The sequence below is a fragment of the Pantoea sp. PNA 03-3 genome, assembly GCF_003201175.1.
GTDB classification, from domain to species: domain Bacteria; phylum Pseudomonadota; class Gammaproteobacteria; order Enterobacterales; family Enterobacteriaceae; genus Pantoea; species Pantoea stewartii.
Genome location: NZ_QICO01000002.1, coordinates 649907 through 675253 on the forward strand (window position 1 = coordinate 649907; position 25347 = coordinate 675253).

Annotated in this window: 19 protein-coding genes; 7 read left to right on the forward strand and 12 right to left on the reverse strand. The window is 54.7% G+C overall.

Annotated elements, in window-relative coordinates:
• Positions 1-11: 11 nt before the first annotated feature.
• The 3 genes from C7433_RS09425 to C7433_RS09435 all read right to left on the reverse strand — a co-directional run bounded on the left by C7433_RS09425 (position 12) and on the right by C7433_RS09435 (position 2796).
• Positions 12-1232 carry an MFS transporter gene (locus C7433_RS09425; protein WP_058707830.1) on the reverse strand — a complete coding sequence of 407 codons (1221 nt, stop codon included), beginning with the start codon at positions 1230-1232 and terminating at the stop codon, positions 12-14.
• A gap of 109 nt (positions 1233-1341) precedes the next feature.
• Positions 1342-2238, reverse strand: coding sequence for a LysR family transcriptional regulator (locus C7433_RS09430; RefSeq protein ID WP_110268072.1), 897 nt, complete (start codon positions 2236-2238; stop codon positions 1342-1344).
• A 189-nt stretch (positions 2239-2427) separates the two neighbouring features.
• Positions 2428-2796, reverse strand: coding sequence for a helix-turn-helix domain-containing protein (locus C7433_RS09435; protein ID WP_006121688.1), 369 nt, complete (start codon positions 2794-2796; stop codon positions 2428-2430).
• A 233-nt stretch (positions 2797-3029) separates the two neighbouring features.
• Between C7433_RS09435 and C7433_RS09440 the strand changes: the two genes are divergently transcribed.
• The 3 genes from C7433_RS09440 (at position 3030) to C7433_RS09450 (ending at position 6176) form a co-directional block, all read left to right on the forward strand.
• Positions 3030-3689, forward strand: a complete 660-nt coding sequence (locus C7433_RS09440; RefSeq protein ID WP_033739018.1) for a response regulator — start codon at positions 3030-3032, stop codon at positions 3687-3689.
• Entirely contained in the window at positions 3686-5035 is a 1350-nt protein-coding gene (locus C7433_RS09445; RefSeq protein WP_110268073.1) for a HAMP domain-containing sensor histidine kinase, read from the forward strand. The genes C7433_RS09440 and C7433_RS09445 overlap by 4 nt, the downstream gene beginning before the upstream one ends.
• 274 nt (positions 5036-5309) lie before the next feature.
• Entirely contained in the window at positions 5310-6176 is an 867-nt protein-coding gene (locus tag C7433_RS09450; protein WP_006121691.1) for a nucleoside-specific channel-forming protein Tsx, read from the forward strand.
• A gap of 104 nt (positions 6177-6280) precedes the next feature.
• On the opposite strand, the gene yjdN is transcribed toward C7433_RS09450, so the two are convergent.
• The gene (yjdN, locus tag C7433_RS09455) at positions 6281-6718 is read right to left on the reverse strand and encodes a VOC family metalloprotein YjdN (protein ID WP_039339045.1); all 438 of its coding nucleotides are present in this window, start codon (positions 6716-6718) and stop codon (positions 6281-6283) included.
• 572 nt (positions 6719-7290) lie between these two features.
• Here yjdN and C7433_RS09460 point away from each other — a divergent pair.
• Positions 7291-8835, forward strand: a complete 1545-nt coding sequence (locus C7433_RS09460) for a methyl-accepting chemotaxis protein (RefSeq protein ID WP_033739011.1) — start codon at positions 7291-7293, stop codon at positions 8833-8835.
• 307 nt (positions 8836-9142) lie between these two features.
• A complete protein-coding gene (locus C7433_RS09465; protein WP_033739010.1) occupies positions 9143-10555 on the forward strand; it encodes an MFS transporter in 1413 nt (470 codons plus the stop codon).
• A gap of 42 nt (positions 10556-10597) precedes the next feature.
• On the opposite strand, the gene C7433_RS09470 is transcribed toward C7433_RS09465, so the two are convergent.
• Genes C7433_RS09470 through C7433_RS09480 form a run of 3 tightly spaced genes read right to left on the reverse strand, consistent with a single transcriptional unit; the run spans position 10598 to position 14438 of the window.
• Positions 10598-11908: a cytochrome c gene (locus tag C7433_RS09470; RefSeq protein ID WP_110268105.1), complete on the reverse strand. Its 1311-nt coding sequence runs from the start codon at positions 11906-11908 to the stop codon at positions 10598-10600.
• Between the two features lie 11 nt (positions 11909-11919).
• On the reverse strand, positions 11920-13704 hold the full coding sequence (locus C7433_RS09475; protein ID WP_006121596.1) for a GMC family oxidoreductase: 1785 nt from the start codon (positions 13702-13704) through the stop codon (positions 11920-11922).
• A 2-nt stretch (positions 13705-13706) separates the two neighbouring features.
• Positions 13707-14438, reverse strand: a complete 732-nt coding sequence (locus tag C7433_RS09480) for a gluconate 2-dehydrogenase subunit 3 family protein (RefSeq protein ID WP_058707829.1) — start codon at positions 14436-14438, stop codon at positions 13707-13709.
• A gap of 275 nt (positions 14439-14713) precedes the next feature.
• On the opposite strand from C7433_RS09480, the gene sbmA reads away from it, so the two are divergent.
• Positions 14714-15961 carry a peptide antibiotic transporter SbmA gene (gene sbmA, locus C7433_RS09485; RefSeq protein WP_110268075.1) on the forward strand — a complete coding sequence of 416 codons (1248 nt, stop codon included), beginning with the start codon at positions 14714-14716 and terminating at the stop codon, positions 15959-15961.
• A 368-nt stretch (positions 15962-16329) separates the two neighbouring features.
• Here sbmA and C7433_RS09490 read toward each other — a convergent pair whose 3' ends face one another.
• The 5 genes from C7433_RS09490 to gltP all read right to left on the reverse strand — a co-directional run bounded on the left by C7433_RS09490 (position 16330) and on the right by gltP (position 22682).
• Positions 16330-16539, reverse strand: coding sequence for a DUF1471 domain-containing protein (locus C7433_RS09490; RefSeq protein ID WP_110268076.1), 210 nt, complete (start codon positions 16537-16539; stop codon positions 16330-16332).
• Between the two features lie 476 nt (positions 16540-17015).
• A complete protein-coding gene (locus tag C7433_RS09495; protein WP_039339049.1) occupies positions 17016-18560 on the reverse strand; it encodes a PAS domain-containing methyl-accepting chemotaxis protein in 1545 nt (514 codons plus the stop codon).
• Positions 18561-18884: 324 nt separating this feature from the next.
• Positions 18885-20309 carry a PTS N-acetylmuramic acid transporter subunit IIBC gene (gene murP / locus C7433_RS09500; RefSeq protein WP_039339050.1) on the reverse strand — a complete coding sequence of 475 codons (1425 nt, stop codon included), beginning with the start codon at positions 20307-20309 and terminating at the stop codon, positions 18885-18887.
• Positions 20309-21220 carry an N-acetylmuramic acid 6-phosphate etherase gene (gene murQ, locus C7433_RS09505; protein ID WP_110268106.1) on the reverse strand — a complete coding sequence of 304 codons (912 nt, stop codon included), beginning with the start codon at positions 21218-21220 and terminating at the stop codon, positions 20309-20311. Before murQ ends, murP begins: the two co-directional genes overlap by 1 nt.
• Positions 21221-21380: 160 nt before the next feature.
• Complete coding sequence (gene gltP / locus C7433_RS09510) at positions 21381-22682, reverse strand: glutamate/aspartate:proton symporter GltP (RefSeq protein WP_006121589.1); 1302 nt, start codon at positions 22680-22682, stop codon at positions 21381-21383.
• Between the two features lie 583 nt (positions 22683-23265).
• Between gltP and acs the strand changes: the two genes are divergently transcribed.
• Positions 23266-25221, forward strand: coding sequence for an acetate--CoA ligase (gene acs / locus C7433_RS09515; protein ID WP_110268077.1), 1956 nt, complete (start codon positions 23266-23268; stop codon positions 25219-25221).
• The last annotated feature ends 126 nt before the right edge of the window (positions 25222-25347 follow it).

A 25347-nucleotide genomic window follows, 5' to 3' on the forward strand; every position in this document is an offset into this window, starting at 1 on the left:
GTCCGCCTTTTTTATGCCGACCTTCCGCCCTTTCTGCCCTGCCGCCAGTTTAGCCAGGCGCACACGCCCACCACGAGGCTGGTCGCCAGAAAGACGGGCCGCATGCCCCATGCGCCGCCAATAAACCCGCCGAACACCGGCCCCGTTACCTGCCCGATATACTGCGCCGAGGTGGAATAGCCCAGCATCCGCCCCACCTGCGTGGCCGGAACAGTGTGACGAATAATGGCGGTAATACAGGGCATCAATCCGCCCAGCGCCAGCCCCATCAAAAAGCGCAGAGGCAGAAGTTGCCACGCGTCGGTAATAAACGCCTGCGGAATGAGTAACAGCGCACAGCTCAGCAATCCGCCACTCAGTACGCGCCAGTGGCCGATACGGTCGGCCAGCCTGCCGGCATAAGGCGCGGAAAGAATGCTGCCCAGCGCGGCTGCCGCCATGACCACACCCGACATCAGCGTTATGGCATGCTGCTCATGTAAAAACTGGCCGATATACAGGGTAATGATCGGCTCAATCGACATGTTGGCAAAAATCAGCAGCATGCCTGAGAGCCACATCAGCCTGACGTTAACAAGCTTGTGCGGCGACGGGTCGTCAACCGGCTGAGACAGCTCCTGGTCGGTTTTTCGCACCGGCGGCCGCGCTTTCAGTAAAAAGGTCGTCGCCAGAAAGGCCACAAAGATGATCGCCCCCATCAGCCAGAAGGTCGCTCTGATCCCTATCAGCGGCGGCAGGACGCCACCCAGCAGCGGACCAACAATGTTACCGGCCATCATGCCGGATGCCAGCACACCCAGAGCCCATCCGGTGTGCGCTTTGGGCGTTTGTGCCGCAATCAAAATGGTCGAACCGGAGGCATAACCGCCCAGTAATCCCGCCAGTAAACGCAGCGCCACCAGTTGCCAGGCCGCCGTCGCCATGCCCGTCAGCGCCATGGCTACTGCCATACCCAGACTGGCGCGGATGAGCATCAGCTTACGTCCGTAGCGATCGGCCAGTTTCCCCCACAGCGGCGCGGTTAAGGCCGCACTGAAGAAGGTGGCACCATAGGCGATGCCCGACCAGCGCGCAATTGCAGCAGGCGCGTTGACGCCAAGCTGCTGCACATACAACGGCAAAAACGGCAGCAGAAGCGTCATCGCTACCAGTGTGGTAAAGGAGCCGAATACGCAAACCCACAAGTTGCGTTGCCAGTGTTCAGAGTCAGGTGCTTCCGACGCGGTTGCCATGCGATATCCCCCTTATGTTCAGGGATTCAGGCTACCAATGGTCACGAGACAACAACAGTGAGGGCGGGATATTTGTCTGCTGGCATAGTTTGTTGCTGTATTGCAACAATCAGCGACCACTGAGCTGGCTGATAAGCACATCACAGAGCAGATTGACCGCGGAAACCGTCAGACTGTCCTGATGCACCAGCAGGTAACTCTGCAAGCGATCCATCTGCCACTCTGACAGCACCTGCACAATCGTGCCCTGCACCAAGGCTTCCTGCACCATGTACGAAGGCAAATAGGCAATACCCGTGCCTGCCAGCGCGGCATTCAGCAAAGCCATACTGTTGTTAGCGCGAAAGCGGCTGCGGACATCCACCGCCAGGCGCTGTTTATCACGGCGAAAAGGCAGCGCAGCCGTATGTGCCGGGCCGTGGAACATCAATAAATCATGGCGCGGTAACAGGCGAGGATGCGAGATAGCAGGATGCTGCGCCAGATAAGCCGGGGCGGCATACAGCCCCCAGTGGATATCGTTCAGTACCCGGAAATTGCCCTGACGTGGCGCATGAGCGCGGATGATAACCGCGACATCCACGCCTTCGCCCATCGTCTCGTCGTTGTTATCCGTCAGGCTGAGGTCGACGTTGATGTGCAGATGACCGCGCAGAAAGCGATTGAGGATGGGAACGATGCACTGACAGCCGAAGGTAACGGGAGCCTGCAGGCGCACATGTCCAACGGGATGTTGATGCGTCTCCTGAACAAACGCCTCTGCCCGCTGCATTTCATCCAGCATGCGCACGCAGTAGGGATAGTAAGCCTGGCCTAGTTCGGTCAGGGTCATCCTGCGGGTGGTGCGCTGCAGTAAACGGATCCCCAACCGTTGTTCCAGTCCGGCGATCTCCCGACTGATGTGGGATTTTGACACGCCGAGTACGCGCGCGGCTTCTGTGAAGCTTTTTAGTTCAACCACGCGTGCAAACACCATCATGGCGATGAGGTTATCGCTGTTATTCATGGGCTTCCTGCGGACATCGCGGCACGCTGCCGCCGGGTGCAACATGGCAGGCGCGCCATGTATCAGGCGTTAAGCATAAAGGAACGTCAGGAAAGCTGACAACATCACGGCGGAAAGGAGGCAGAACATCGCGCGGGCGATGTATGGACATTGCCACAAGCGATCAGGATGGCAATGTCCATACAGAGACTAACTGGCCATGGCGAGAGGAAACAACAAGCGATCCGGTTCAACACGGCGCTGGCGTCGTAACTGGCCGGGCGTCATCATAAAATAGTTTTTAAAGGTGCGCGTGTAGGCCTGTTGCGTATCAAAGCCGTAGTTCATCGCCACCTGCAGGATCGCTTCATTGCTGTTGAGCAGCGTCAGGGCCGATTCGGTCAGGCGGCGCTGGCGGATGTACTCGGCAAGTGAGAAACCGGTGTGCTGGCGAAACAAACGCTGTAAGTGCCAACGGGAATAGCCCGCCCGGCGGGCGACTTCGTCCAGATGCAGATCGTGTCCTAAATTGCTTTCTATCCATTCCAGCAAACTACGAATAAACTCGCGCTGATTCATGGTGTTCTCCTGGTTAAAGCAGATGTGCAGGAACACACTTTAGCGCGCTAAATTTATCCCTTAATTAGCGGAAAATTAGCGCAGAATTAGCAAAGCGCTCCATGCCTGCACCGACGCCAGGTTTTGTCGCCTTCCCGGCCAGTGCGGTAAGAGTGCTGAGGCTGGTAACAGCAATAATTCTGCGCTAATAATCCAGCGCTACACTGGGGTCATTTTTCTGGGGGACGTCATCCATGCGCGTGTTGCTGGTTGAAGATGATGAAATGATCGGTGCCAATTTACAGCAGGCGCTGGAAGCCGCGGGCTGGTCTGTCGACTGGGTACGCGATGGCGTGTATGCGCACAATGCCTGGAGCGAAGGCGGTTACAGTTGCGTGCTGCTTGACCTCGGTCTGCCTCGCGACGACGGGTTGCAGGTACTCAGACGCGCACGTGGGCGCGGTGATGCCACACCGGTATTAATTCTGACCGCACGCGACACGGTCGCTCAGCGGGTACAGGGCCTGGATTACGGGGCAGATGACTATTTGCTCAAACCCTTTGATCTGCAGGAAGTCATGGCCCGTATGCGCGCGATCACCCGACGCCACCATGGTTCTGCCGATTCGGTGCTGGGCAGCGGCGATGTTCAACTGGATATGTTGACCCGCGAAGTCCTGTACAAAGGGCAGCGTGAACAGCTCACCGCCCGGGAATATGCCCTGCTTTATGCTCTGCTGGAGCGGCCCGGTGCCATTCTGTCACGTGAACAGCTGGAAAACCGTATCTACGGCTGGGGCGAAGAAGTCAGCAGCAATGCCGTGGACGTTCTTATCCACGGGATGCGGCGCAAGCTGGATAATGATGTGATTCGCAACGTGCGTGGGCTGGGCTGGCGAGTACCGGCAATATGAAAATCTTTATGCGTTCATTACGAAATAAATTACTCAGTACCCTGCTGTTGATTCATTTACTGATGATTGGCGGTGTCGCCTGGTATTTTTTTAACTGCTACGGCGAAATGGTTGGCGTCATTAAGGACGAACAGCTCGCCAAGCTGGCCGATGCGTGGTCCGTTAACCGTGAAATCCCCCCGTTGATGCCGGTGATTGCGCCTGCGCATAAGATCAAAAGTGCCTTTGTCATTCAGCTGTGGGATGCGCAGGGCCGGTTACGATCCAGCTCATGGCCAGAGCTGCATGCGCCCTTACAGTCGGAAAATGGCTACAAAGACGTGCAGATCGGTGACTGCCGCGACTGTGAATGGCGCATTTACACCCGTTCCGGTCAGCCAGGCAGTGAGATTAAAACCATTCAGGTCATGCTGAACCTGAGCTACATGAAAGAGATGATGGTGCGACGGGCGCTGTCGGCGATTATTCCGCTGATTTTGATGATGCCGCTGTCGCTGCTGGTCATCTGGCTGGTCGTGCGCAAGATCACCCGGGATTTGCGCGTTGCCTCGCGAGAAATCGCCGCCCAGGATGCGCACCATCCCCACAGCGTATCGCCGGAACGGCTGCCCGACGAAATTCAGCCCCTGGTTGAGGCCTACAACTCCTTACTGGATAAACTGCGTGCCGCCTGGTCTTCACAACGTCAGTTTATGGAAGATGCCGCTCATGAACTGCGGACGCCGGTCACCGCCGTCACGCTGCAACTGGAAAATCTGCGTCAGCACATTCAACCCGGCGAGGCCAGCCGTCAGTTCGCTCAACTGGAATCAGGTGTGACCCGCACGCGCCATCTGGTCACTCAACTGCTGAATATGTCGCGCTGGGAAGATCAGTCAGTCGTCGCGCACCTCGAAAATATCGATCTGGAAGATGTGCTGAAAGAGAGTATTGAACAGCTCATGGTTGTGGCGGATAAACGCGGTATCGACATTGGCTTTAGCGGCACCACGCACTATCGACTGCAGGCCGGGCGTTCCGAACTTCGCAGCCTGTTTGATAATCTGATTGGCAACGCGATGTTACATACGCCTGAAGGCAGCATGGTCGATGTGCTGCTGCATCGTGTGGCAGGACAAACCGTTGTCGACATCGTTGATAACGGTCCGGGTGTACCGGAATCCTTTCTTGAACGCGCATTCGATCGCTTTGCCCGTTCACCCGACGTTAAAGCGCAGGGCAGCGGTTTAGGTCTGTCTATCGTGCGCAGCGTCGCCCAGAAACACCATATCGACGTTGCCCTTGCCAACTGTCGGGACGCACAAGGCCTGCGCTGCGGTTTTCAGGTGCGCGTCACCTTTCCCTGATTCCTGCCGATCGATTCGGAACCTGACAACGTAAACGGTTGCCTGGTTCCGTTCGCCACAACCCTATGTTGTGACAATCATCACAATTATGATGAATTGTTATGCAACACATTTTGACAAATGTGATCAAAAGCTATTTTCTATCTCTCTGTTACAGGCACGCTACGCTAACTAAAACAGGCGGCCTGAGTACATTACTGCCCAACCTTTGGGATTGATTTCCAAACAGCACGCAAACGATTGTCTTGCGTATGAAAACCAGTGGTCAAATATAATGAAATTTAAAACGTTAGTTGCAGGTGCCCTGCTGGCAGGCTCCCTGAACGGTGCAGTGCAGGCTGCAGAAAACGATCCCCAGTACCTTTCCGACTGGTGGCATCAGAGCGTCAACGTGGTGGGCAGTTACCACACCCGCTTCGGGCCCCAGTTCAATAACGATGTCTATCTGGAATACGAAGCGTTCGCCAAAAAAGACTGGTTTGATTTTTACGGCTACGTTGACCTGCCAAACTTCTTTGGCGTAGGTAACAACAACGCCAACGGTATTTTCGACCACGGTTCACCGCTGTTCATGGAAATCGAACCGCGTTTCTCTATTGATAAACTGACCGGCACCAGCCTGGCTTTCGGTCCGTTTAAAGAGTGGTATTTTGCCAACAACTATATCTACGATATGGGCCGTAACAGCGCAAACCGCCAGAACACCTGGTACATGGGCCTGGGCACCGACATCGATACGCACAGCGATATCGGTCTGTCACTGAACGTCTATGCCAAGTACCAGTGGGAAAACTACGGTGCTGCGAACGAAGACAGCTGGGACGGCTATCGCTTTAAGGTGAAGTATTTCGTGCCAATCACCACACTGTGGGGTGGTAACCTAGGCTATGTAGGCTTTACCAACTTCGACTGGGGCTCAGATTTGCGTGATAAGACCGGGCCGATCCGTACCAGTAATTCCATCGCCTCCAGTCATATCCTGTCACTGGGTTACGAGCACTGGCACTTCTCTGCTGTGGCGCGTTACTTCCATAACGGCGGTCAGTGGGGAGACGGTCAGGAGTTAGGTTTTGGCAGCAGCGCGTCTGAAATTAAATCAACGGGCTGGGGTTACTATCTGGTGGCTGGCTATAACTTCTGATCAGTTTGTTGCAAGACAGGCACGGTAATTGACGGTGGCCTTCCCCCTGGGAAGGCCGCTGTTGTATGCGCCATCCAACGTCGTTGAACGGCATCACCGACAAATTACTCGTCTGATTTAACAACGTTAATGCGCCACGGAATATTGAATTTATCAATAAACATGGCGAAGCCATCAGACCAGAAAGTTTTTTGCCACGGTGTGGTGACTTTCCCGCCTGCCGACAGCTTTTCAAACCAGGCTTTACCCTGTTCTGCATCCGTGGTCGCCAGACTGACGGCATAGCCTGCGTGCTCTGACGCCGGTGGCTGGTCAGGATTGCCGTCACTCATCATCAGTTCGCCCTGCCCGATACGCAGATGCGCATGCATAATTTTTTCAGGTGGCAACGGGGGTGCAGACTGGTCGCCAATCTGTTCACCCTGCTCCGGCATATCACCAAACGTCATTTTTTGCAGCAGCTGTCCACCTGTTGCCTGCAAATAGAATTCCATCGCCTCTTCACAGCGACCATAGAGAAACAAATAAGGACATACTTGCATTATTACCTCGATACAGGTGAGTAGAAACTTCCTTATAAAGAAGTAATAAGTGTAGACGACAGCGCAGAGAAGAGGATTCATAACGGCGCAAAGAATCTCCTTTCAGAGGATTTACCCAATCGCCTGAGACGTCGCCCCCGTTTTTTTTCAATTAAATCAATGCCTGGTACGCTAATAATGTTTTACGTGTTAATAACCATATTATCTCACAGGCAATAGTCACTTTTATTTACTACTGCAAGGATTAGAATTAACCCTTAAATTACAATGCCTTAAAATAAATAATAAATGAACTGTTCAGACAAATGCTGACAACCGCACTTTCCTGCTTTGCACTTCCTCGTTGACTCAACCTATTAGTGGATCTGAAAACCATACCGCCGGCGTTAACGCATGAAATAACCGAAGCGGCAAGCGAAACGTCAACCTGATAATAGTGAATCAGTTGGTTCATTATTTCGCTTATGTTTTATGCACTTAATTCTGTGCTTATTTCGGTGCGTTCCAGCTAAATATTTAGCCCCAGGATGCCGATATATCTGTCCATAATCCCCCCTGTTCAGGACTGTGTTATGTCGTTAAAAAAATCATCACTGTTGGTGTTGTCTTTTCTGTTAATTCTTTTTCTTATCAGTATTTCCGTCAGCATCTGGTTACTGGCCCGCAGCAACGCGTCACTTAATGCCGTGAATAAAGAAATTCGTGTGGTGCTGTCGGTGATTGACCCGATCAACCACAGTCGTACCTTACGCGTCCGTCTGATGGAGTACATGAAAGAGACGGAGAATGGTGGCCCGCAGGGCGCCGCTTCACTGGACAGCGTAAAAAGCGTTGCCGCTAAAGCCGATGCCGCTTTCCAGGCTTATCTGAACGCGCCACGTATTCCGGGAGAAGAAGCGGAAGCAGAACGCTATCGTCAGGCTTACCTGGCCTACCGCGATCAGGGCATTCAGCCTTTAATCGCAGCGGCCGAGGCCGGGGACCAGCAGCGCTTTAAAAACCAGATCGCAAACGTCGTGCGCCTGGATCGCCAGTATGAAATTGTCCTGGACAAGGTGCTGGCACAACATGAAGCCTTTGCGAAGAAGCTCAATACGGATGCCCAGAGCAACTTTTCCTCTGGGATCCTGTTGTTAGTCGTATTTGGTGTGCTGTTTCTTGCCATTATCGTGGCCATACTGGTCTTTGTCAGACGCTATATTTTATCGCCGCTTGATCACGCCAAAGCCCACTGCAGCCAGATTGCCGCAGGAATTCTGGACAAACCGGTGCCGGTCAACACCGGTTCAAAGAGCGAGATTCAGCAGTTAATGACCTCTATGGAAAGCATGCGTACCGCGCTGACCGGCATTATTACCCGCGTCCGCCAGGCAACCCAGGCGGTCTCTTTCGCCTCGCAGGAAATTGCCAGCGGCAACGTTGACCTGGCCTCGCGCACGGAACAGCAGGCCGCAGCCCTGACCGAAACGGCCGCCAGTATGGAGCAGCTGGGCGCGACCGTGAAACAGAATACGGACAATGTCTTTGAAGCCTGCCGTCTGGCCAGCGAAGCCGTGAAGAATGCGGAGAGCGGCGAACACGTGTCCCAGCAGGTCATCGTTTCCATGTCAAAAATTAACGAGAGTTCGAAAAAAATCGAAGACATCACCAACGTCATTAACGGCATAGCGTTCCAGACCAATATTCTGGCGTTGAACGCGGCCGTTGAAGCCGCGCGAGCCGGTGAGCAAGGTCGCGGATTTGCCGTGGTAGCGGGCGAAGTACGCAATCTCGCCCAGCGCAGTGCGGTGGCGGCAAAAGAAATTGAAGGACTGATTGCGGAATCGGTGGCGACAATCCGGGTCGGCTCCGATCAGGTCAGCCAGACCGGTGAAGCGATGAATGCGATTATTGCCTCGGTCGGCCGGGTCAACGTTCTGATGGATCACATTTCGACGGCCTCCAATGAGCAGCATCATGGTATCAGCCAGATTGAAAAGGCGGTGACCGAAATGGACAGCGTGACCCAGCAAAACGCCGCACTGGTGCAGGAATCGGCCGCCGCGGCCGCGTCGCTGGAGGAGCAGGCGCAGTACCTGACGCATTCCGTGTCGGCGTTCCGTCTGGCTGACGCCTAATCGCCTGCCCGCCCCGGAAAAAAAGCGGGGCGGGCAGGGAAGTCTGTCAGGTGGTATCGACACCTGACTGGCTGTTATCGCATCTGACTTGACCTTATTTCTCTCTGCACCGCGTCAGAACGCTGACCGCCCATCCGATCCAGCCATAACTGGACTCTGCCCTGTTAAAAATTCACCACTATTCCTATCGGCAAGAATCAGAGAATTGATTATTCTGCTGCTTCCTGCTCGCGAACGGGCACCTGTTTCAAAGCGATTATTGCCTGTAGTGAGAATGGCCATCATCCTTACATGAGGTTTACTCTAAATGACACCAGCCTTGACTTCAGGGATGGCACCGACGTCTGCCTCGTCGACTGCCCATACCAGCTTAGCCGGGCGCATTGACGCGCTGCCCTCTTCTGGCGGTTTGTGGCGATTCATCTCGCTACTGGCGTTAGGCGGCTTTTTTGAACTCTACGATCTGTTTGAAACCGGCTATATCAGCACAGGGTTACTGGCCGCCGGCATTTTCCATGCGGGCAGCGCCGGTATTCTGGGCATTACCGATCAGGCCGCATTTGCGTCGGCGACCTTTCTGGGCTTATTTGTGGGGGCCAGTTTGCTTACGCCTTTTGCCGATCGGTTTGGCCGTCGGCTGACCTTTATCTGTGCGTTAGCCTGGTACGGATTTTTCTCGTTACTGATGGCGTTTCAGCACAGCGCAGAGATGGTGATTCTGTGTCGCTTTTTGGTCGGTATTGGGTTGGGCGTGGAGCTGGTAACCATCGACACCTACCTGAGCGAATGGGTGCCCACGCATCTGCGTAACCGGGCGTTTGCCTTCTCCTTTTTTATTCAGTTTTTATCGGTGCCAACAGTGGCGCTCATGTCATGGTGGCTGATGCCGCAACATATTCTGGGCCTGGAGGGCTGGCGTTGGGTGGTCATCGCGGGCGCTGTCTGCTCGCTGATTATCTGGCTGGTGCGTAAAAACCTGCCGGAATCCGCCCGCTGGCTGGCCCAGCAGGGACGGCATGAAGACGCCCATGCCGTGATGTCGGCCATGGAAAAACGCTGCGGCATCGTGCCCGGCCAACACCTGACGCACTCACAGCCTGCGGCAGCCTCTGACACGAAAAGCCGCTTCCGCGACATCTGGGCTCCGCGCTACCGTAACCGCACCCTGATGCTGGTGATAATGAACTTCTTCCAGGCGATTGGCTTCTACGGCTTTGGTAACTGGCTGCCTGCGCTGCTGTCCGGGCAGGGTACGTCCATTACCCATAGCCTGCTGTATGCCTTTTTTATCACGCTGGCCTATCCCATCGGCTCGTTGATTTGTGGCAGCTTTACCAGCCAGCTTGAGAATAAATGGCAAATCGTCCTTTCTTCGCTGATGACAGTGGTGTTTGGTACGCTGTTTGCCCTGCAGACGAACCCGGTGTTGCTGGTGATATGCGGATTTTTGATCACCTTCTCTAATGCCTGGCTGACCTGCAGTTATCATGCTTACCAGACCGAGATTTTCCCGACCGCTATCCGCGCCCGAGCAGTAGGTTTTTGCTACTCCTTTAGTCGGTTATCGACCGCCTTTAGCAGTCTTCTGATCGGCGTGATTTTGCAGCACACCGGTACGCATGGCGTCATCGCCTTTATTGTATTGAGCATGCTGATGGTGATGCTGTCGGTGGGCGTTTTTGGTCCTAAGACGCGCGGTGTGACGCTGGAAAATATTTGATCGTGCAGCCTTCCCCGGTGGGGGAAGGCTGCAACGTACGTGTTACTTGCCTTCTAACACCTTGATATCTGAGCTGCCCTGACGATCTTTCACATCCTTGCGCAGGTCAGCCACCTGCTTCGCGGTGACCGTTCCCGGTACGTTATTGCCCCAGCTGTGACGGATGAAGTTCACCACGTCCGCGACCTGTTGATCGTTCAGACGCCAGCCAAAGGCAGGCATGGTAATCGTTGACGGCGCGCCCTTCACCCCACGCAGCTCGCCTCCGACCAGCACAATGTGAATCAGCGAGGTCGGATCGTCCGCCATCACCACCGGGTTGCCGCGCAGCGCGGGATAAAAGCGTGTATAACCGCTGCCGTCCGTTTTATGGCAGGCCGCACAGCTGTCGACATAGGCCGCAGCGCCTGTCTGGCTGTCATCGCCTTTCCATAAGGCCTTCGCGGTCGCGTCAACCACGCTAAAAGCCACCTGATGCGGATCTTTCGCACCCAGCGACTTCAGGTAACGGGCAATCGCCGTGATGTCGTCATCCGTCAGGTGCTGCAGGCTGTGATCAACCACATCCACCATGCCGCCAAAGGCTGAGGTGTGATCGTTACGGCCATAGCGCAGGAACTGGCGCAGGTCATCCTCACTCCAGCGGCCCAGGCCGTCACGGTTGTCCCCGCGCAGGTTGCTGGCGGTCCAGCCATCAATCGGCGCACTGCTGCCCGCCAGATAATCGTTACTGTCGGCGTTGGTTAACGCTTTCTCCTGCATGGTCACGCTACGCGGCGTATGGCAGGCACCGCAGTGACCCAGCCCTTCTACCAGATAACGGCCTCGCGCCAGCGTCGGATCCTCCTGCGCGGCAGGCTGGAACGCTTTTACATCCGGTGCGAACAGGTTGCGCCAGATCGCCAGCGGCCAGCGCATCGACAGAGGCCAGGGGATATCGCTCGCTTTGTTGGCCTGACTGACAGGGGCGACGCCATGCATGAAGTAGGCATACAGCGCCTTCATGTCCTCATCGCTGACCACCGCATAAGAGGGATAAGGCATGGCGGGATAGAGCGTATCGCCATTTTTCGCAATACCGTGCCGCACGGCTTTCTGAAAGTCATCGTAGCTGTAATCACCAATCCCGGTCGATTTATCCGGCGTGATGTTCGTTGAGTAGATCGTGCCAATCGGCGTGGCCATCGGCAAGCCACCTGCGAAGGGCTTGCCGCCTTCACTGCTGTGGCAGGCGACACAGTCGCCCGCGCGGGCCAGATACTCGCCGCGTTTTATCAGATCGCTAGTGCTCTCATCGGCCAGGGCAACAAAGGAAATACCGCCCAGAATCAGGGCTAAAATGCCGTTTTTCATCGCCATCATCCTTATGCCTGCACCAGAGGGCCTGGGTTTTTCAGATACTGCTCGCGAATCGCTTTCGCTGACCAGTAAGTCAATGCCGCCACCATGCCGGTGGGGTTATAGCCGAGTCCCTGAGGAAACGCCGATGCGCCAGGCACAAAGACGTTAGGCACATCCCAGCTTTGCAGATAGCGGTTAACCGCGCTGGTTTTAGGATCCTCACCCATAATCGCCCCGCCGCTGATGTGGGTGGTCTGGTAGACGGTGGTGTCGAAATGTGTGCCGGGTTTTTTAGCCCCGCCAATGATCATTTTCGGGTTCATGGCTTCGGCGATTTTATGCATTTTCCCCACCATAAACTGCGCCATCTTGATGTCATTTTCCTGCCAGTCAAACGTCATACGCAGCAGTGGCTGACCGTAGGCGTCTTTATAATTCGGGTCCAGATCCAGATAGTTCACGCGGTAAGACTGGTGCGCACCATGGGCATCCATAGAAAGGTGATGCGTGTACGTATCGGCAACGGCGGCCTTCCACTGGCTACCCCAGTTAGGTGTTCCCGGCGGGGTGGGCAGACCCGAGATGGGTTTGGTGCCCGCCTGATTGACCCAGAATGGCGATCCACCGACAAAACCGTGCGGCCCGTGGTCAAAGTTATCGGCGTTGAAATCATCCACGCCGACACCGGCACCGCCTGCCCCAATAAACGGGTTGGTGGTGGTGTTTTTGTCGAACAGCGCTTTCAGCGTCGACAGGTTCTGGTAGGCAAAGTTGCGTCCGACCGTGCCTTCGTTAGTGATCGGGTTGTAAGGCTGGCCAATGCCAGACAGCAGCATTAAGTGGACATTGTGGAACTGGAAGGCTGACAGGATGACCAGATCTGCCGGTTGCACATGTTCACGCCCCTGCGCGTCTACATAGGTGACGCCGGTAGCGCGTTTCTTATCGTCCGTGAGGTTGACGCGCAGCACATAAGCATTATTGCGCAGCTCAAACTTTGGCTCCTGACGCAGCGCAGGCAGGATATTCACATTGGGTGAGGCCTTGGAATACATATAGCAGGCGTAACCGCTGCAGTAGCCGCAGAAGTTGCATGGTCCCATCTGCGCGCCATAGGTGTTGGTATAAGGACCTGAGGTATTCGCCGAGGGCAGATCGTAAGGATGATAGCCTACTGACTCGGCGGCCTGGGCAAACAGCTGTGCTGACCAGGTGCGCTTTTGCGCGGGCAACGGAAAGTTGTCAGAGCGATCGGGCGCAAACGGGTTACCGCCTTTGTCTTTGCCGACAACCTTACCCTGAATACTCCAGGCACTACCGGAGGTGCCAAACACTTTTTCTGCTTTATCAAAAAATGGCTCCAGCTCCTGATAGTCCACGCCGAAATCCTGAATGGTCATCCCTTCAGGAATAAACTTTTTACCGTAGCGCGCCTCATAGTGGCTGCGAAGTTTTAGCTCAACCGGATCGACCCGAAAATGTACACCTGACCAGTGCAGTCCTGCGCCACCGGTGCCGGTGCCCGGCAGGAAAGCTGCTAACTGGCGATACGGCACGGCAGTCTGTGACGCATCATGACGGATAGTGACGGTGCTTTTGGACAGATCCTGGAACAGCTTTTTTCGGATGTTATAGGTCAGTTCATCAATCGACTGTGGATAGGATCCATCGGGATAGGTATCACGATGCGGACCGCGTTCCAGTGCCAGCACATTCAGACCGGCCTCGGTCAGCTCTTTGGCCATAATGGCACCTGCCCAGCCAAAGCCGACAATCACGGCATCCACTTTCTTTAATTCATTTGCCATGCTCAGCTTCTCTCTCCACGAATCGACACTGACGGGAACGGATACCGTTCACCGCGCTCTACCCAGTCCATAAAATCGGCGCGGGCGCCAGGGAAGTTGATGAGCTTCCAGCCCACCATGCCCTGATTGCCACCGTGGATCGGATCGCTAAAGAAGCCTTCACGGGTGTTTTGCAGGAGATAAGAGAAAAACACGTTGGCGGGGAGCTGGCTGAAATGGGCCTTGCCGCTCTCCATCGCCTGAAGCGCCGCATCCTGCTGTTCAGCGTTCAGTTGGGCAAAGACCTTACCGTACTGCTGCCGGCTATACTGGTCGGCGTCGGCCAGGCCGAGACGGTAAATCTGCTGCGGTACCAGCGGCAGCTGATAGCCCATTTCTTTGGGGAGATCCGGGTTAAAGGGGCCCTGCATATACCAGTTGGCCCCGGTGGCATAAGGCGTATTCATCTGGCGATCGATAAACTCCGGCACGCCCGCTTCCAGCGCGCCCGGACCGCGTTCATCGGCGGGGATCAGCCGCGCCACGGCAGCGTTGATAAACGCAAATTCCTCGGCAGTAAACCAACTGGGTTGATAGTCTCGGGCGACCTGGCTTTCGGCAGGCGTTGCGGCCTGTGCCTGAGCGGGTGCAGAAAAGGCACCCAATGCGCTGCTGCCTACCGCCACTGCGGGCGCCAGGGTGATGGTCTTCAGCAAAAAATCCCTGCGTGAATGACCCTTTTTCTGGTCTGACATGACATTGCCTCATCACCGCATCAACTGCGGTACGAAAAAGAGAAGTGAATGCGCGTTGTAGTGGTTTTTATTTGCGGATTTCGGGTACAACAAGCTGTTACCGGTAACAGTGGCGCTAAGTGTAACACCATTACCGACAAATACTTAGTTTAAGGAAACAAAAAAGCACAATTTCATTAACATATAAGTTGTCAATGTCATGTTCAGAAACAACAGGCTACAGACAGATGGCCGTTAAGACGTTATAAAAGCGATTACACAACAGCGGAGTACCTATGTTTAAGTCTTTCTTTCCACGACCTGGGCCGTTTTTCAGTTCGGCGGCCATCTGGAGTTTACTGGCGATTTTTGCCTGGTTTGGCTTTGCCAGCGATTTACCGGCCCATTTCTGGCCTGCGTTTCAGGCCGCCATCAGTCAGCCCCTGCCCACGACGGTGATGCGCTTTATTGCGCCGGGTGAGTTATGGTTCTATGGCTATTACTGGCTGATGGTTGCCCTGTTCGCTCTTGCGTGGCGCATCATTGATAACCATCCCTGGCAGCGCTGGTCGGTCTGGGGTTCCGCGCTGATTATTTTTGTGACCTGGTTTGGCGTCCAGGTTGGCGTGGCCGTCAATGCCTGGTATGGCCCGTTCTACGATTTAATTCAAAAAGCGCTGACGAAAGCCGGTTCGGTACAGATTGCCGAATTTTATGCTCAGGTTATCGCCTTCCTGGGTATCGCGTTGATTGCGGTGGTCATTGGCGTGATGAATGCTTTTTTCATCAGCCACTGGGTATTCCGCTGGCGCACTGCGATGAATAATTACTATATGCATCACTGGCAGCGCCTGCGCCACGTTGAAGGCGCGGCACAGCGTGTGCAGGAAGATACCATGCGCTTTGCTACCACGCTGGAAGGCTGGGGCGTGAGCTTCATTCAGGCCATTATGACCCTGGTGGCGTTTTTACCCGTTCTGGTGGCGCTTTCACATCATGTAAAAAGTATCCCGATTCTGGGCAGCATCCCCTATGCGCTGGTGATCGCGGCGGTGTTGTGGTCACTCTTTGGTACGGCGCTGCTGGCGCTGGTGGGCATTAAGCTTCCCGGCCTGGAGTTCCGTAACCAGCGCGTCGAAGCGGCTTATCGTAAAGAGCTGGTTTACGGCGAAGATCACGCCGATCGCGCCACGCCGCCGACCGTAAAAGTGCTGTTCCACAATGTGCGGATTAACTATTTCCGTCTCTATTTTCACTATCTTTACTTTAATATCAGCCGCATCCTTTATCTGCAGGTGGATAACGTGTTCGGGCTGTTCCTGTTGTTCCCGTCTATTGTGGCCGGTGCCATTACGCTGGGCCTGCTGAACCAGATCACCAACGTGTTTGACCAGGTTCGGGGATCGTTCCAGTACCTCATTACCTCGTGGTCCACCCTGGTCGAGTTAATGTCGATCTATAAACGTCTGCGCAGTTTTGAACAGATTCTGGACGATGTGCCGCACGATGAAATGATGCACGACGCTTCAGAAGAGGTGTCATAACCTTTCTGGTCGCCTGGGGTAGTTGCCGCAGGCGACCCGCGGTCGATTCCGCATTGTCTCCCCCACTTTCCTTTTCCTTCTCCTGCCATTCATTGCGCATGATGCCGCAGTGTTGTCCGTTCAGGACGACATCCGCGCCCGGGTTATCGCCGGTACGCGCAGCATTGAGGGATGATGGCGCGCATACAAGGGGCTTTTCTGGCAAAGGCTGAACGGTTAAGCGAACGATCTGTTGGTCAAAGAGACAGGCCGGATGGGGCAGAATGATGCCGGAAAGCGGAGTAGAGGCAGTAAAGTGACAGGTTCTGTTGCGCTAAAAACGGAGCCAGGACGCCATCAGGCGTCCTGTCAGCACAGACGTTCAAGGCTTATTTATACAGCTCAGCCGTCATGTGCACACCGTTGTTGGTGTTCGCTTCGGTGATCTTATAGGAAGCACCAGCATCCTGCGCCTGAGCAGCAATTTTCGCTTCTGCGCTGTCCAGTGTTGAGCCGGTCGCCGTCACAGTTTGTGCAAAAACCGCAGCAGGCAGAATAGTCAGGGCGATTAAAGCAGCAAAAGTTTTGATAGTTTTCATGGTCAATTCCTCGGTCTTTTTCGTTTAGATAAGGCTACATACCTTGTGTGAAAGCATAATAGGACGAATATCGCACAAGAAAAAGCAGAGGGTTTTGCTCATATCATTCAATAAAACTGAAAATGAAAAGCACGTTTAGCGCTGTTTAAACACGAAAGGTTAAATGACTACACCTTGCATAGCAGGCAGTATTAATGACTACCTGTGCGCCTGACGACTTTCGCCCAGCGCTATGCTGTTATGTCACAAGACGGCAAAGACAGGCGTTACGCCGTGATGCTCTGAGACGAGTCAGGCCGTGATGGGATGTTGGCTGAGGGTACGCAATTGGGCAGCAGAAGAGACGATTAGGACGGGAAAGCCTCTTAGCGATCATGCCGTACCAGACGGCATGATCACGGTTCGCACCCTGCGCGCGCGAAGAGCGTGATCACGCCGAATGGCACAACACCATCCGGTGGCAGGCCGGTCAAAACTTAGCGGAACACGCTGATCGCTTCCACCAGACGGTTAGCCTGATGGGTCATACGGCCCGACGCTTCTGCGCTTTCCTGAACGCGGGCGGCGTTTTGATGGGTAATATCGTCCAGATCTTCTACTGCCGTGCTGACTTCACTGAGCGCGGTCGCCTGTTCCGCCGTGGCCGCGCTGATTTGGGCAACGAGCGAAGTGACGTTCTGCACCTGCTGCACAATATCCTGCATGGTATGTCCCGCAGCACCGGCGTGCTCGTTGCCTGAACTGACCCGGCTGGCGCTGGTTTCCACCAGTGCTTTAATCTCGCTGGCGGCTTTTGCGCTGCGCTGTGCAAGGCTGCGTACTTCGCCAGCCACAACGGCGAAGCCTTTACCCTGCTCACCCGCGCGTGCCGCCTCAACGGCGGCGTTCAGCGCCAGAATATTGGTCTGGAACGCGATGCTGTCGATTACGCTGGTGATGCTGGCAATGCGTTCTGAGCTGTCGGCGATATCCGCCATCATACTCATCATCTCTTTCATCACCTCGCCACCTTTGCTTGCCGCATCGCTGGTATTGACGGAGAGCGAATTCACCTCTTGGGCCGTTTGCGTATTACTCTTCACGGTGGCGGTCATTTCGTTCATGGTCGCGGCCGTTTGCTGCACGTTCGCTGCGGCCTGTTCGGTCCGGCGGCTCAGTTCATTGTTACTGCGGGCGATGGCGTCACTGGCGCTCAGCACGTTAATCGCCTGGCCACTCACATCGTCCACCAGCCAGCGGAACATCAGCCCTAGCTGTCCAATGGCGCGCAACGTCAGCCCCACCTCGTCAATGCGGTCCATCTGCTCCACCTGGTGACTGGCCCCGGTGGCCACGCGCAGTGCCTGTTTGCACATGCGCTCAACAGGACGGGAAATTTGCTGCTCCAGCCACAGGCTGGCAAGCAGCAACAGAACGGCCATGCCGCCCGCAAATCCGCTCAACGCCAGCGGTGCCATTCCCAGCGCCCAGACGCCTGCGACGGACAGCGGCAGTAAAGCCAGCAGCGCCGTACGGATGCGCCAGCGCAGTGGCAGCGTTTTTAAGATCGAGCCGAGGCGGCGCCAGCCGCTGCGGACAATTAATCCTTTGTGAAAACGGCGGCCTTGCGCGCGACCTTCACGAAAATCACGGTAGAGTGCTTCACTGGCTTGCACGTCCTGGGCGGATGGCTTCGTCCGCACCGACATATAACCCTGCACCTGACCATTACGCACCACCGGAATCGCGTTCGCCCGCACCCAGTAGTGATCCCCGTTTTTGCGGCGGTTTTTCACCAGCGCTGTCCAGGGTTCGCCCTGTTTTAACGTCGCCCACATATCGGCAAAAGCTTCGGGTGGCATATCCGGGTGACGCACCATATTGTGCGGCTGCCCTTTGACCTCATCAGATGAAAAGCCACTGGCTTCAACGAATGCATCATTGGCATAGGTGATATAGCTGTTGAGATCGGTCGTTGTCATCAGTGTGGCATGATCGTCATACACATATTCTCGCTGAGAAACAGGTTGGTTGTTGCGCATAGGAGTCCTTGATAGTACCAGTCAGACTTGCACCAGAAGCATGGATGAAAGCACGTGAAAGGTAAGCTTTACCTTTTTTTATGTTTTCGGCAGTGGCGTATTTACACTTTAGTGCTACGCGTTAATTTATTGCATTAAAAAAGCCGCTCAGTAGCGGCTTCGTTTACTCACGGGAATTTTTAACCCATTACATTTTAACGATTTACTTTAACGCAACTGAATAGCGCGCAACACCATCCCACCCGCGCCCGGCGCGTGACATCCGCAGTGAGACTAACGTCTTACCGTACCGCTTGATGGGTTAATAGCGCATTCCTTATGGATTCAGCTTAAATCGACATCCCGTAAGCCAAACCACCACGTCAGTACAAAGCCACTGACCCAGGCCACGATCAAACCGCCCAGGTACACGGCCATGCCAGCAAAAATGCCCTGATGCGAGGTCATTAACGGAAGCGTGACCAGACCCGAAGGACCAAATACCGTATTCATGCCGACCGGCAGCCCCAGCCAGGCTACCAGACCGATAAAAAATCCGCCCACTGCCCCGCCGCCGCAGGCCGTGATAAAGGGTTTGAGCCGCGGTAGCGTGACGCCATAAATCAGCGGTTCACCCACGCCCAGCAAGCCGGGCACGATGGCGCCTTTTATCTGGGTGCGCAACAACGCGCCTTTTTCCGCTTTACACCAGAGCGCCAGCGCGGCCCCCACCTGACCGGCACCGGCCATAGCCAGAACAGGGAACAGTGAATTAAATCCCTGGGTTTCCATCAGCGCAAAATAGACCGGAATAAACCCCTGATGAATGCCAAACATCACGGCGATCAAAAACAGCCCAGCCAGCAGGGCGCAGCCGAAGGGGTTGTTATTGAGGTGGATAAACAACCACGACATTCCCTTAAACAGCTCGCCGCCGAGCGGCATGATGAGCAGATAAGTCAGCGCGCCCGTGATTAATAAGGTTAACAGGGCGGTAAGAATCATATCCAGGTTATCCGGGATGACCTTGCGCAACTGCCTTTCCAGCCAGCCACCAAACATCGCGGCCAGCAGCACACCGATAATGTTGCCACGCGGATCGATAGCCAGACCAAAAAAGCTGTCCATGCCGCTGTAATAGCCGACCTTCGCATCGGGCACATAGCCCAGAAGAAACAGCGAGGCGATAATGGCCCCGTTTACGCCGGTGCCGCCAAAGGCTTTTTGCGCGTTATAGCCAATCAGGATGCTGAGAAAGGTGAATAACCCTTTACTGAACACTTTCATATAGGCCACGGTCTGCAGTAAGCCTGCAGGATGTGCGCCCGGCGTGCTGAGGTGCAGGCTTTGCTCAATCAGCGTGGCGAATCCCAGCAGTAAACCTGCGGCGATAAAGCCGGGGATGAGCGGTGTGAAAAGGGTGGCGAAACGTGCCAGAAACTGATGCACTGCGCGGGTCTGTCTGGCCTTTATCTGCTGTTTTTGTTGCGCAGCCACCTGTTGCAGATTCGGTGCCCCCTGTGAAAGCAGCAAATGCATCCGTTCCGCCGCCGTTTGCGCCTTGCCGGGACCGAGCACGATCTGCAGTTGATCGTCACCCTTGATGACACCCAGCACGCCAGGCAAACCTTTCAGCCGGGCGATGTCAGCCTGATTCTGCTTCAGCGTCAGGCGTAAACGGGTCATACAATGGCCGCAAACGGCAATATTGTCTGCGCCGCCTGCTGCCTGCACGATAGCGTGCAGAAGTGCATCGGTCACGTCCGCCATCAGCGTGCTCCCGCAGCCTGTAGCGCCCGACGAATAAAGCCCTGATGTTGGGTCAGCAACGTTTTTGCCTCATCAGCACTCAGTTCCGCCAGCACCATGAGAATGGCGGTTTTGCAGTGCCCGCCGCAGGCCGCCAGGGCGGCACTGGCGCAGGCTTCATCACAATCAGTAGCCTGCATCACAATATTGACCTGGCGCTGTACCAGCTTCTGGTTCGTGGCTTCAACGTCCACCATCAGATTGCCGAAGACTTTGCCTGTACGAATCATCGCGCCGGTCGTCAGCATATTCAGGACCAGCTTCTGTGCGGTCCCCGCCTTCATGCGTGATGACCCCGTCACCACTTCAGGCCCGACCACGGGCGTCAGGGCAATATCGGCGAAGTCGGCCATTTCGCTGTGCGGATTACAGGTCAGCGCAACCGTCGTCGCCCCACATTGCCGGGCGTAATCGAGCGCGCCCAGAACATAAGGCGTGCGTCCACTGGCGGCGATGCCCACCAGCACGTCCTGCTGGCTGAAGTGGATGTCTTTCAGATCCTGCGCGCCTTGCGCCACATTATCTTCAGCGTTTTCCACCGCCTGCAAAATGGCCTGATGGCCCCCGGCAATCAGGCCAGTTACCTGCTCACGCGGTGTGCCAAAAGTTGGTGGGCATTCACTTGCATCCAGGATCCCCAGGCGGCCGGAGGTGCCCGCGCCCACGTATATCAGTCGCCCACCGGCCTGAAAGGCGGCGCAGATAATATCCACAGCGCGGGCGATAGCCGGCACAATAGCCTCAACGGCCAGCGCAACTTTTTTATCTTCATCATTAATGACGCGAAGCATCGCTTCCGTGCTCATTTCGTCAATATTCAGGCTGGCCGGATTGCGCCCTTCCGTGACCATCTGACTGAGATCAATTTTCACGCTTGTTCTCCACAGGAATAATTTATTCTGGATATTTTTAACACAGCGAATGAAAAATTCATCCTTTCCAGCTGCTTTTTTGTGGCGCCGTGAGCGGTGCAGCCAGACAGAATAAAAAAAAGGCCCAACCATCGTTGAGCCTTTGATTTGCTAATCCGCATTAAGGCGCGGTTTGCGTCCGTAACTGCAATTCATACGCTTTCGCCTGCTCTGCATCGAACTGGTTTTCCCAGCGGGCAATCACCAGCACCGCCAGGGCGTTACCCACGACATTCAGCGCGGTACGGGCCATATCCATGATGCGGTCAACGCCAGCAATAAACGCCAGTCCTTCCAGCGGAATACCGACGCTGCCAAGCGTCGCCAGCAGGACGACAAACGAAACGCCTGGCACGCCTGCAATCCCTTTAGAGGTCACCATCAGCGTCAGCACCAGGATGATTTCATCAGTCAGTGACAGGTCGATACCGTACAGCTGCGCGATGAAAATCGCGGCGATACTTTGGTATAACGTTGAACCATCCAGGTTAAACGAGTAGCCGGTGGGCACGACGAAGCTGGTGATGGCTTTTGGTGCACCGTAAGCTTCCATCTTCTCCATGATGCGTGGCAGCACGGTTTCAGAACTGGAGGTCGAGTAGGACAGGATCAGCTCGTCTTTTAAAATGCGCATCAGCGTAGTAATGCGCAGTTTGCAGAAGCGTGCTACCGCCCCCAGCACCACAAACGCAAAGAACAGGATAGCGACATAGACCAGCAACACCAGCTTCGCGAGTGGCCACAGCGAGGCAAAACCAAAGTTAGCAATCGTCACGGCGATCAAAGCAAACACGCCCACTGGCGCGTAGCGCATGATCATATGCGTCACTTTAAACATGGTTTCAGACACGCCGCGGAACAGGTTGACCAGCGGATCGCGCTGTTCGGAGGGCAGGGCCGACAGCCCCAGACCAAACAGGACCGAGAAGAAAATAATCGGCAGCATTTCACCCTTCGCCATCGCGGCAAAGATGTTCTGCGGGATCAAAGAAAGGATGGTCGCAACCAGACTGTGCGTCCCTTCCTGTACCTGCGCCGTCGTGGCTTCATATTTAGAGATGTCCACCGTTGCCAGCGTAGACATATCAATGCCAGTGCCGGGCTTAAACACATTTGCCAGGGTAATCCCGACCACAATGGCAACGGTGGTAATCACTTCAAAGTACACAATGGTTTTGAGACCAATACGACCCAGCTTTTTCGCATCACCAACACCGGCTATACCGACAATCAGGGATGAAATCACGATAGGCACGACAATCATCTTTATCAGGTGAATAAAGATATCGCCCGCCGGGCTGAGAATATTATTGACTAACCATTCACGATCATCTGGCTGATTATGCAATACGGCACCCACGATGATGCCGAGCACCAGTGCTATCAGAATCTGCCACGCAAGGCTGATTTTAAAACCTTTCATAACGCGTAATTTCCTCAGTCAAAACCCGTTTCTCTCTACTGCGAAGGTGCAGAAGACAATACACACAGGGAAGTGAGCAAAAAGCCCGGTAAAGTAGAGGGTGTTTTAGACAGCGTCCCGCATTGCGATGCGATGATTTCTAAACCCATTTCAGACGCGGTCTGAGTTGATACCTGATTATCAGGGGCGAGATAAGTACCATTTTCGCTGCAGTAAATGCAACCCTTGGTGGCTTCGATTAAAACTTAACCATCTCTTAAGCATAAAATGCTGATGCGGTTATTTATTCCTAACCTGCTGTTATGAAAAGTAAACTTTCGATAAGTTTTCGCATAGCTATTCAGATTGTGGGCAAACACTACGCGGTTCGTTCGCTGCTTTTTTAAACAGCGCAAGACACAAAATGTTGCAATCTAAATCCCTATCCTTTGCATGGCGTTAGCGCATTTTTCATTCTTTTGCGACGTTTTTATGTCAACAAGGTTAACGCGTGATCTATGGCGCAAAAAAGAAACAAATCTTGTTGCTCTGCTTCACTTAACTATTGATTGACATATGATTAACATCTTCAAGGAGAATCGCCATGAGCCAAAATCATAACTATCCTGTTCCAGAAAATATCGCAGCAACCGCGCTGATTACGGCCGAACAGTATCAGGCGATGTACCAGCAGTCTGTTACCGATCCAGAAACCTTCTGGGGGGAACAAGGTAAAATCCTCGACTGGATAAAACCTTACAGCAAAGTCAAAAACACCTCATTTGCGCCAGGCAATATTTCAATTCGTTGGTATGAAGACGGCACGCTCAATCTGGCCGCCAACTGCCTGGATCGCCATCTGGCTACCCGGGGCGATCATCCCGCCATTATCTGGGAAGGCGACGATGCCAGTGAAAGCAAAACCCTGACCTTCCGTCAGCTTCATGCTGATGTATGCCGCTTTGCCAATGTGCTGGAACTGCTTGGCGTCAAAAAAGGCGACGTCGTGGCGATTTATATGCCCATGGTGCCCGAGGCCGCCGTCGCGATGCTGGCCTGTGCTCGCATCGGGGCGGTGCACTCCGTCATTTTCGGCGGCTTCTCACCGGAAGCCGTCGCGGGCCGGGTGATCGACTCCAGCGCATCATTGATTGTGACAGCCGACGAAGGCGTACGTGCGGGCCGCACGATTCCACTGAAGAAAAATGTGGATGATGCATTAAAAAATCCCAATGTGAACAGCGTGAAAAACGTGGTGGTCTTTCAACGTACCGGCAAAGATGTCGGCTGGGTTGAAGGACGCGATCGGCACTGGCATGAGCTGATGCAGAACGCCAGCACCAACCACTCTGCCGCCGAAATGCAGGCCGAAGATCCACTGTTTATTCTCTACACCTCCGGTTCAACCGGTAAGCCTAAAGGCGTACTGCATACCACGGGTGGCTATCTGGTTTACGCCGCCACGACCTTTAAATTTGTCTTTGATTATCATCAGGATGATGTTTACTGGTGTACGGCGGACGTGGGCTGGGTCACCGGCCACAGCTATCTGCTCTATGGTCCCCTGGCCTGTGGGGCCACAACGCTGATGTTTGAAGGCGTGCCAAACTGGCCGACGCCAGCCCGCATGGGCCAGGTGATTGATAAGCACAAGGTGACCCTGTTGTATACCGCGCCTACCGCTATCCGCGCGCTGATGGCGGAAGGGGATAAAGCGATTGAGGGCACCGACCGTAGCAGCCTGCGTATCATGGGTTCAGTGGGCGAGCCCATTAACCCGGAAGCCTGGGAGTGGTATCACAAAAAAATCGGCAACAGCCGGTGTCCGATTGTCGATACCTGGTGGCAGACAGAGACCGGCGGTTTCATGATTACGCCGTTGCCGGGTGCCACCGTGCTGAAACCCGGCTCGGCGACCACGCCGTTCTTCGGCGTCCAGCCTGCCCTGGTGGATAACGAAGGCAATCCTCAGGACGGCGCCTGTGAAGGTAATCTGGTAATCACGGATTCCTGGCCAGGTCAGGCGCGTACGCTGTTTGGCGATCATGAACGTTTCGAGCAGACCTACTTTTCGACCTTTAAAAATGCCTATTTCAGCGGCGATGGCGCGCGACGTGATGAGGACGGCTACTACTGGATTACCGGCCGTGTGGATGACGTATTGAACGTGTCTGGGCACCGCCTGGGCACAGCCGAGATCGAATCCGCGCTGGTGTCGCATCCGAAAATTGCCGAAGCGGCCGTGGTAGGTATTCCGCACAGCATTAAGGGCCAGGCTATTTATGCCTATATCACCCTGAATCACGGGGAAGAGCCCTCACCGGAGCTTTATACCGAGGTCCGTAACTGGGTGCGTAAAGAGATTGGCCCGATTGCCACGCCTGATGTACTGCACTGGACGGATTCGCTGCCAAAAACCCGTTCCGGCAAAATCATGCGCCGTATTCTGCGCAAGATTGCCGCAGGCGATACCAGTAATTTAGGCGATACCTCCACGCTGGCCGATCCTGGCGTCGTTGAGAAACTGCTTGAAGAGAAACAATCCATCACCCTGCCGTAATACCACGCCGGCGGAAAGCATCAGGCTTTCCGCCACCGCTTCCCTACGTAGTGTGTTTCTGTAGTCACAAAAAATATAACGCATTCACGCCGTTGCGTGAGGTCCACGCCTGCAAGCTTCTGGAGA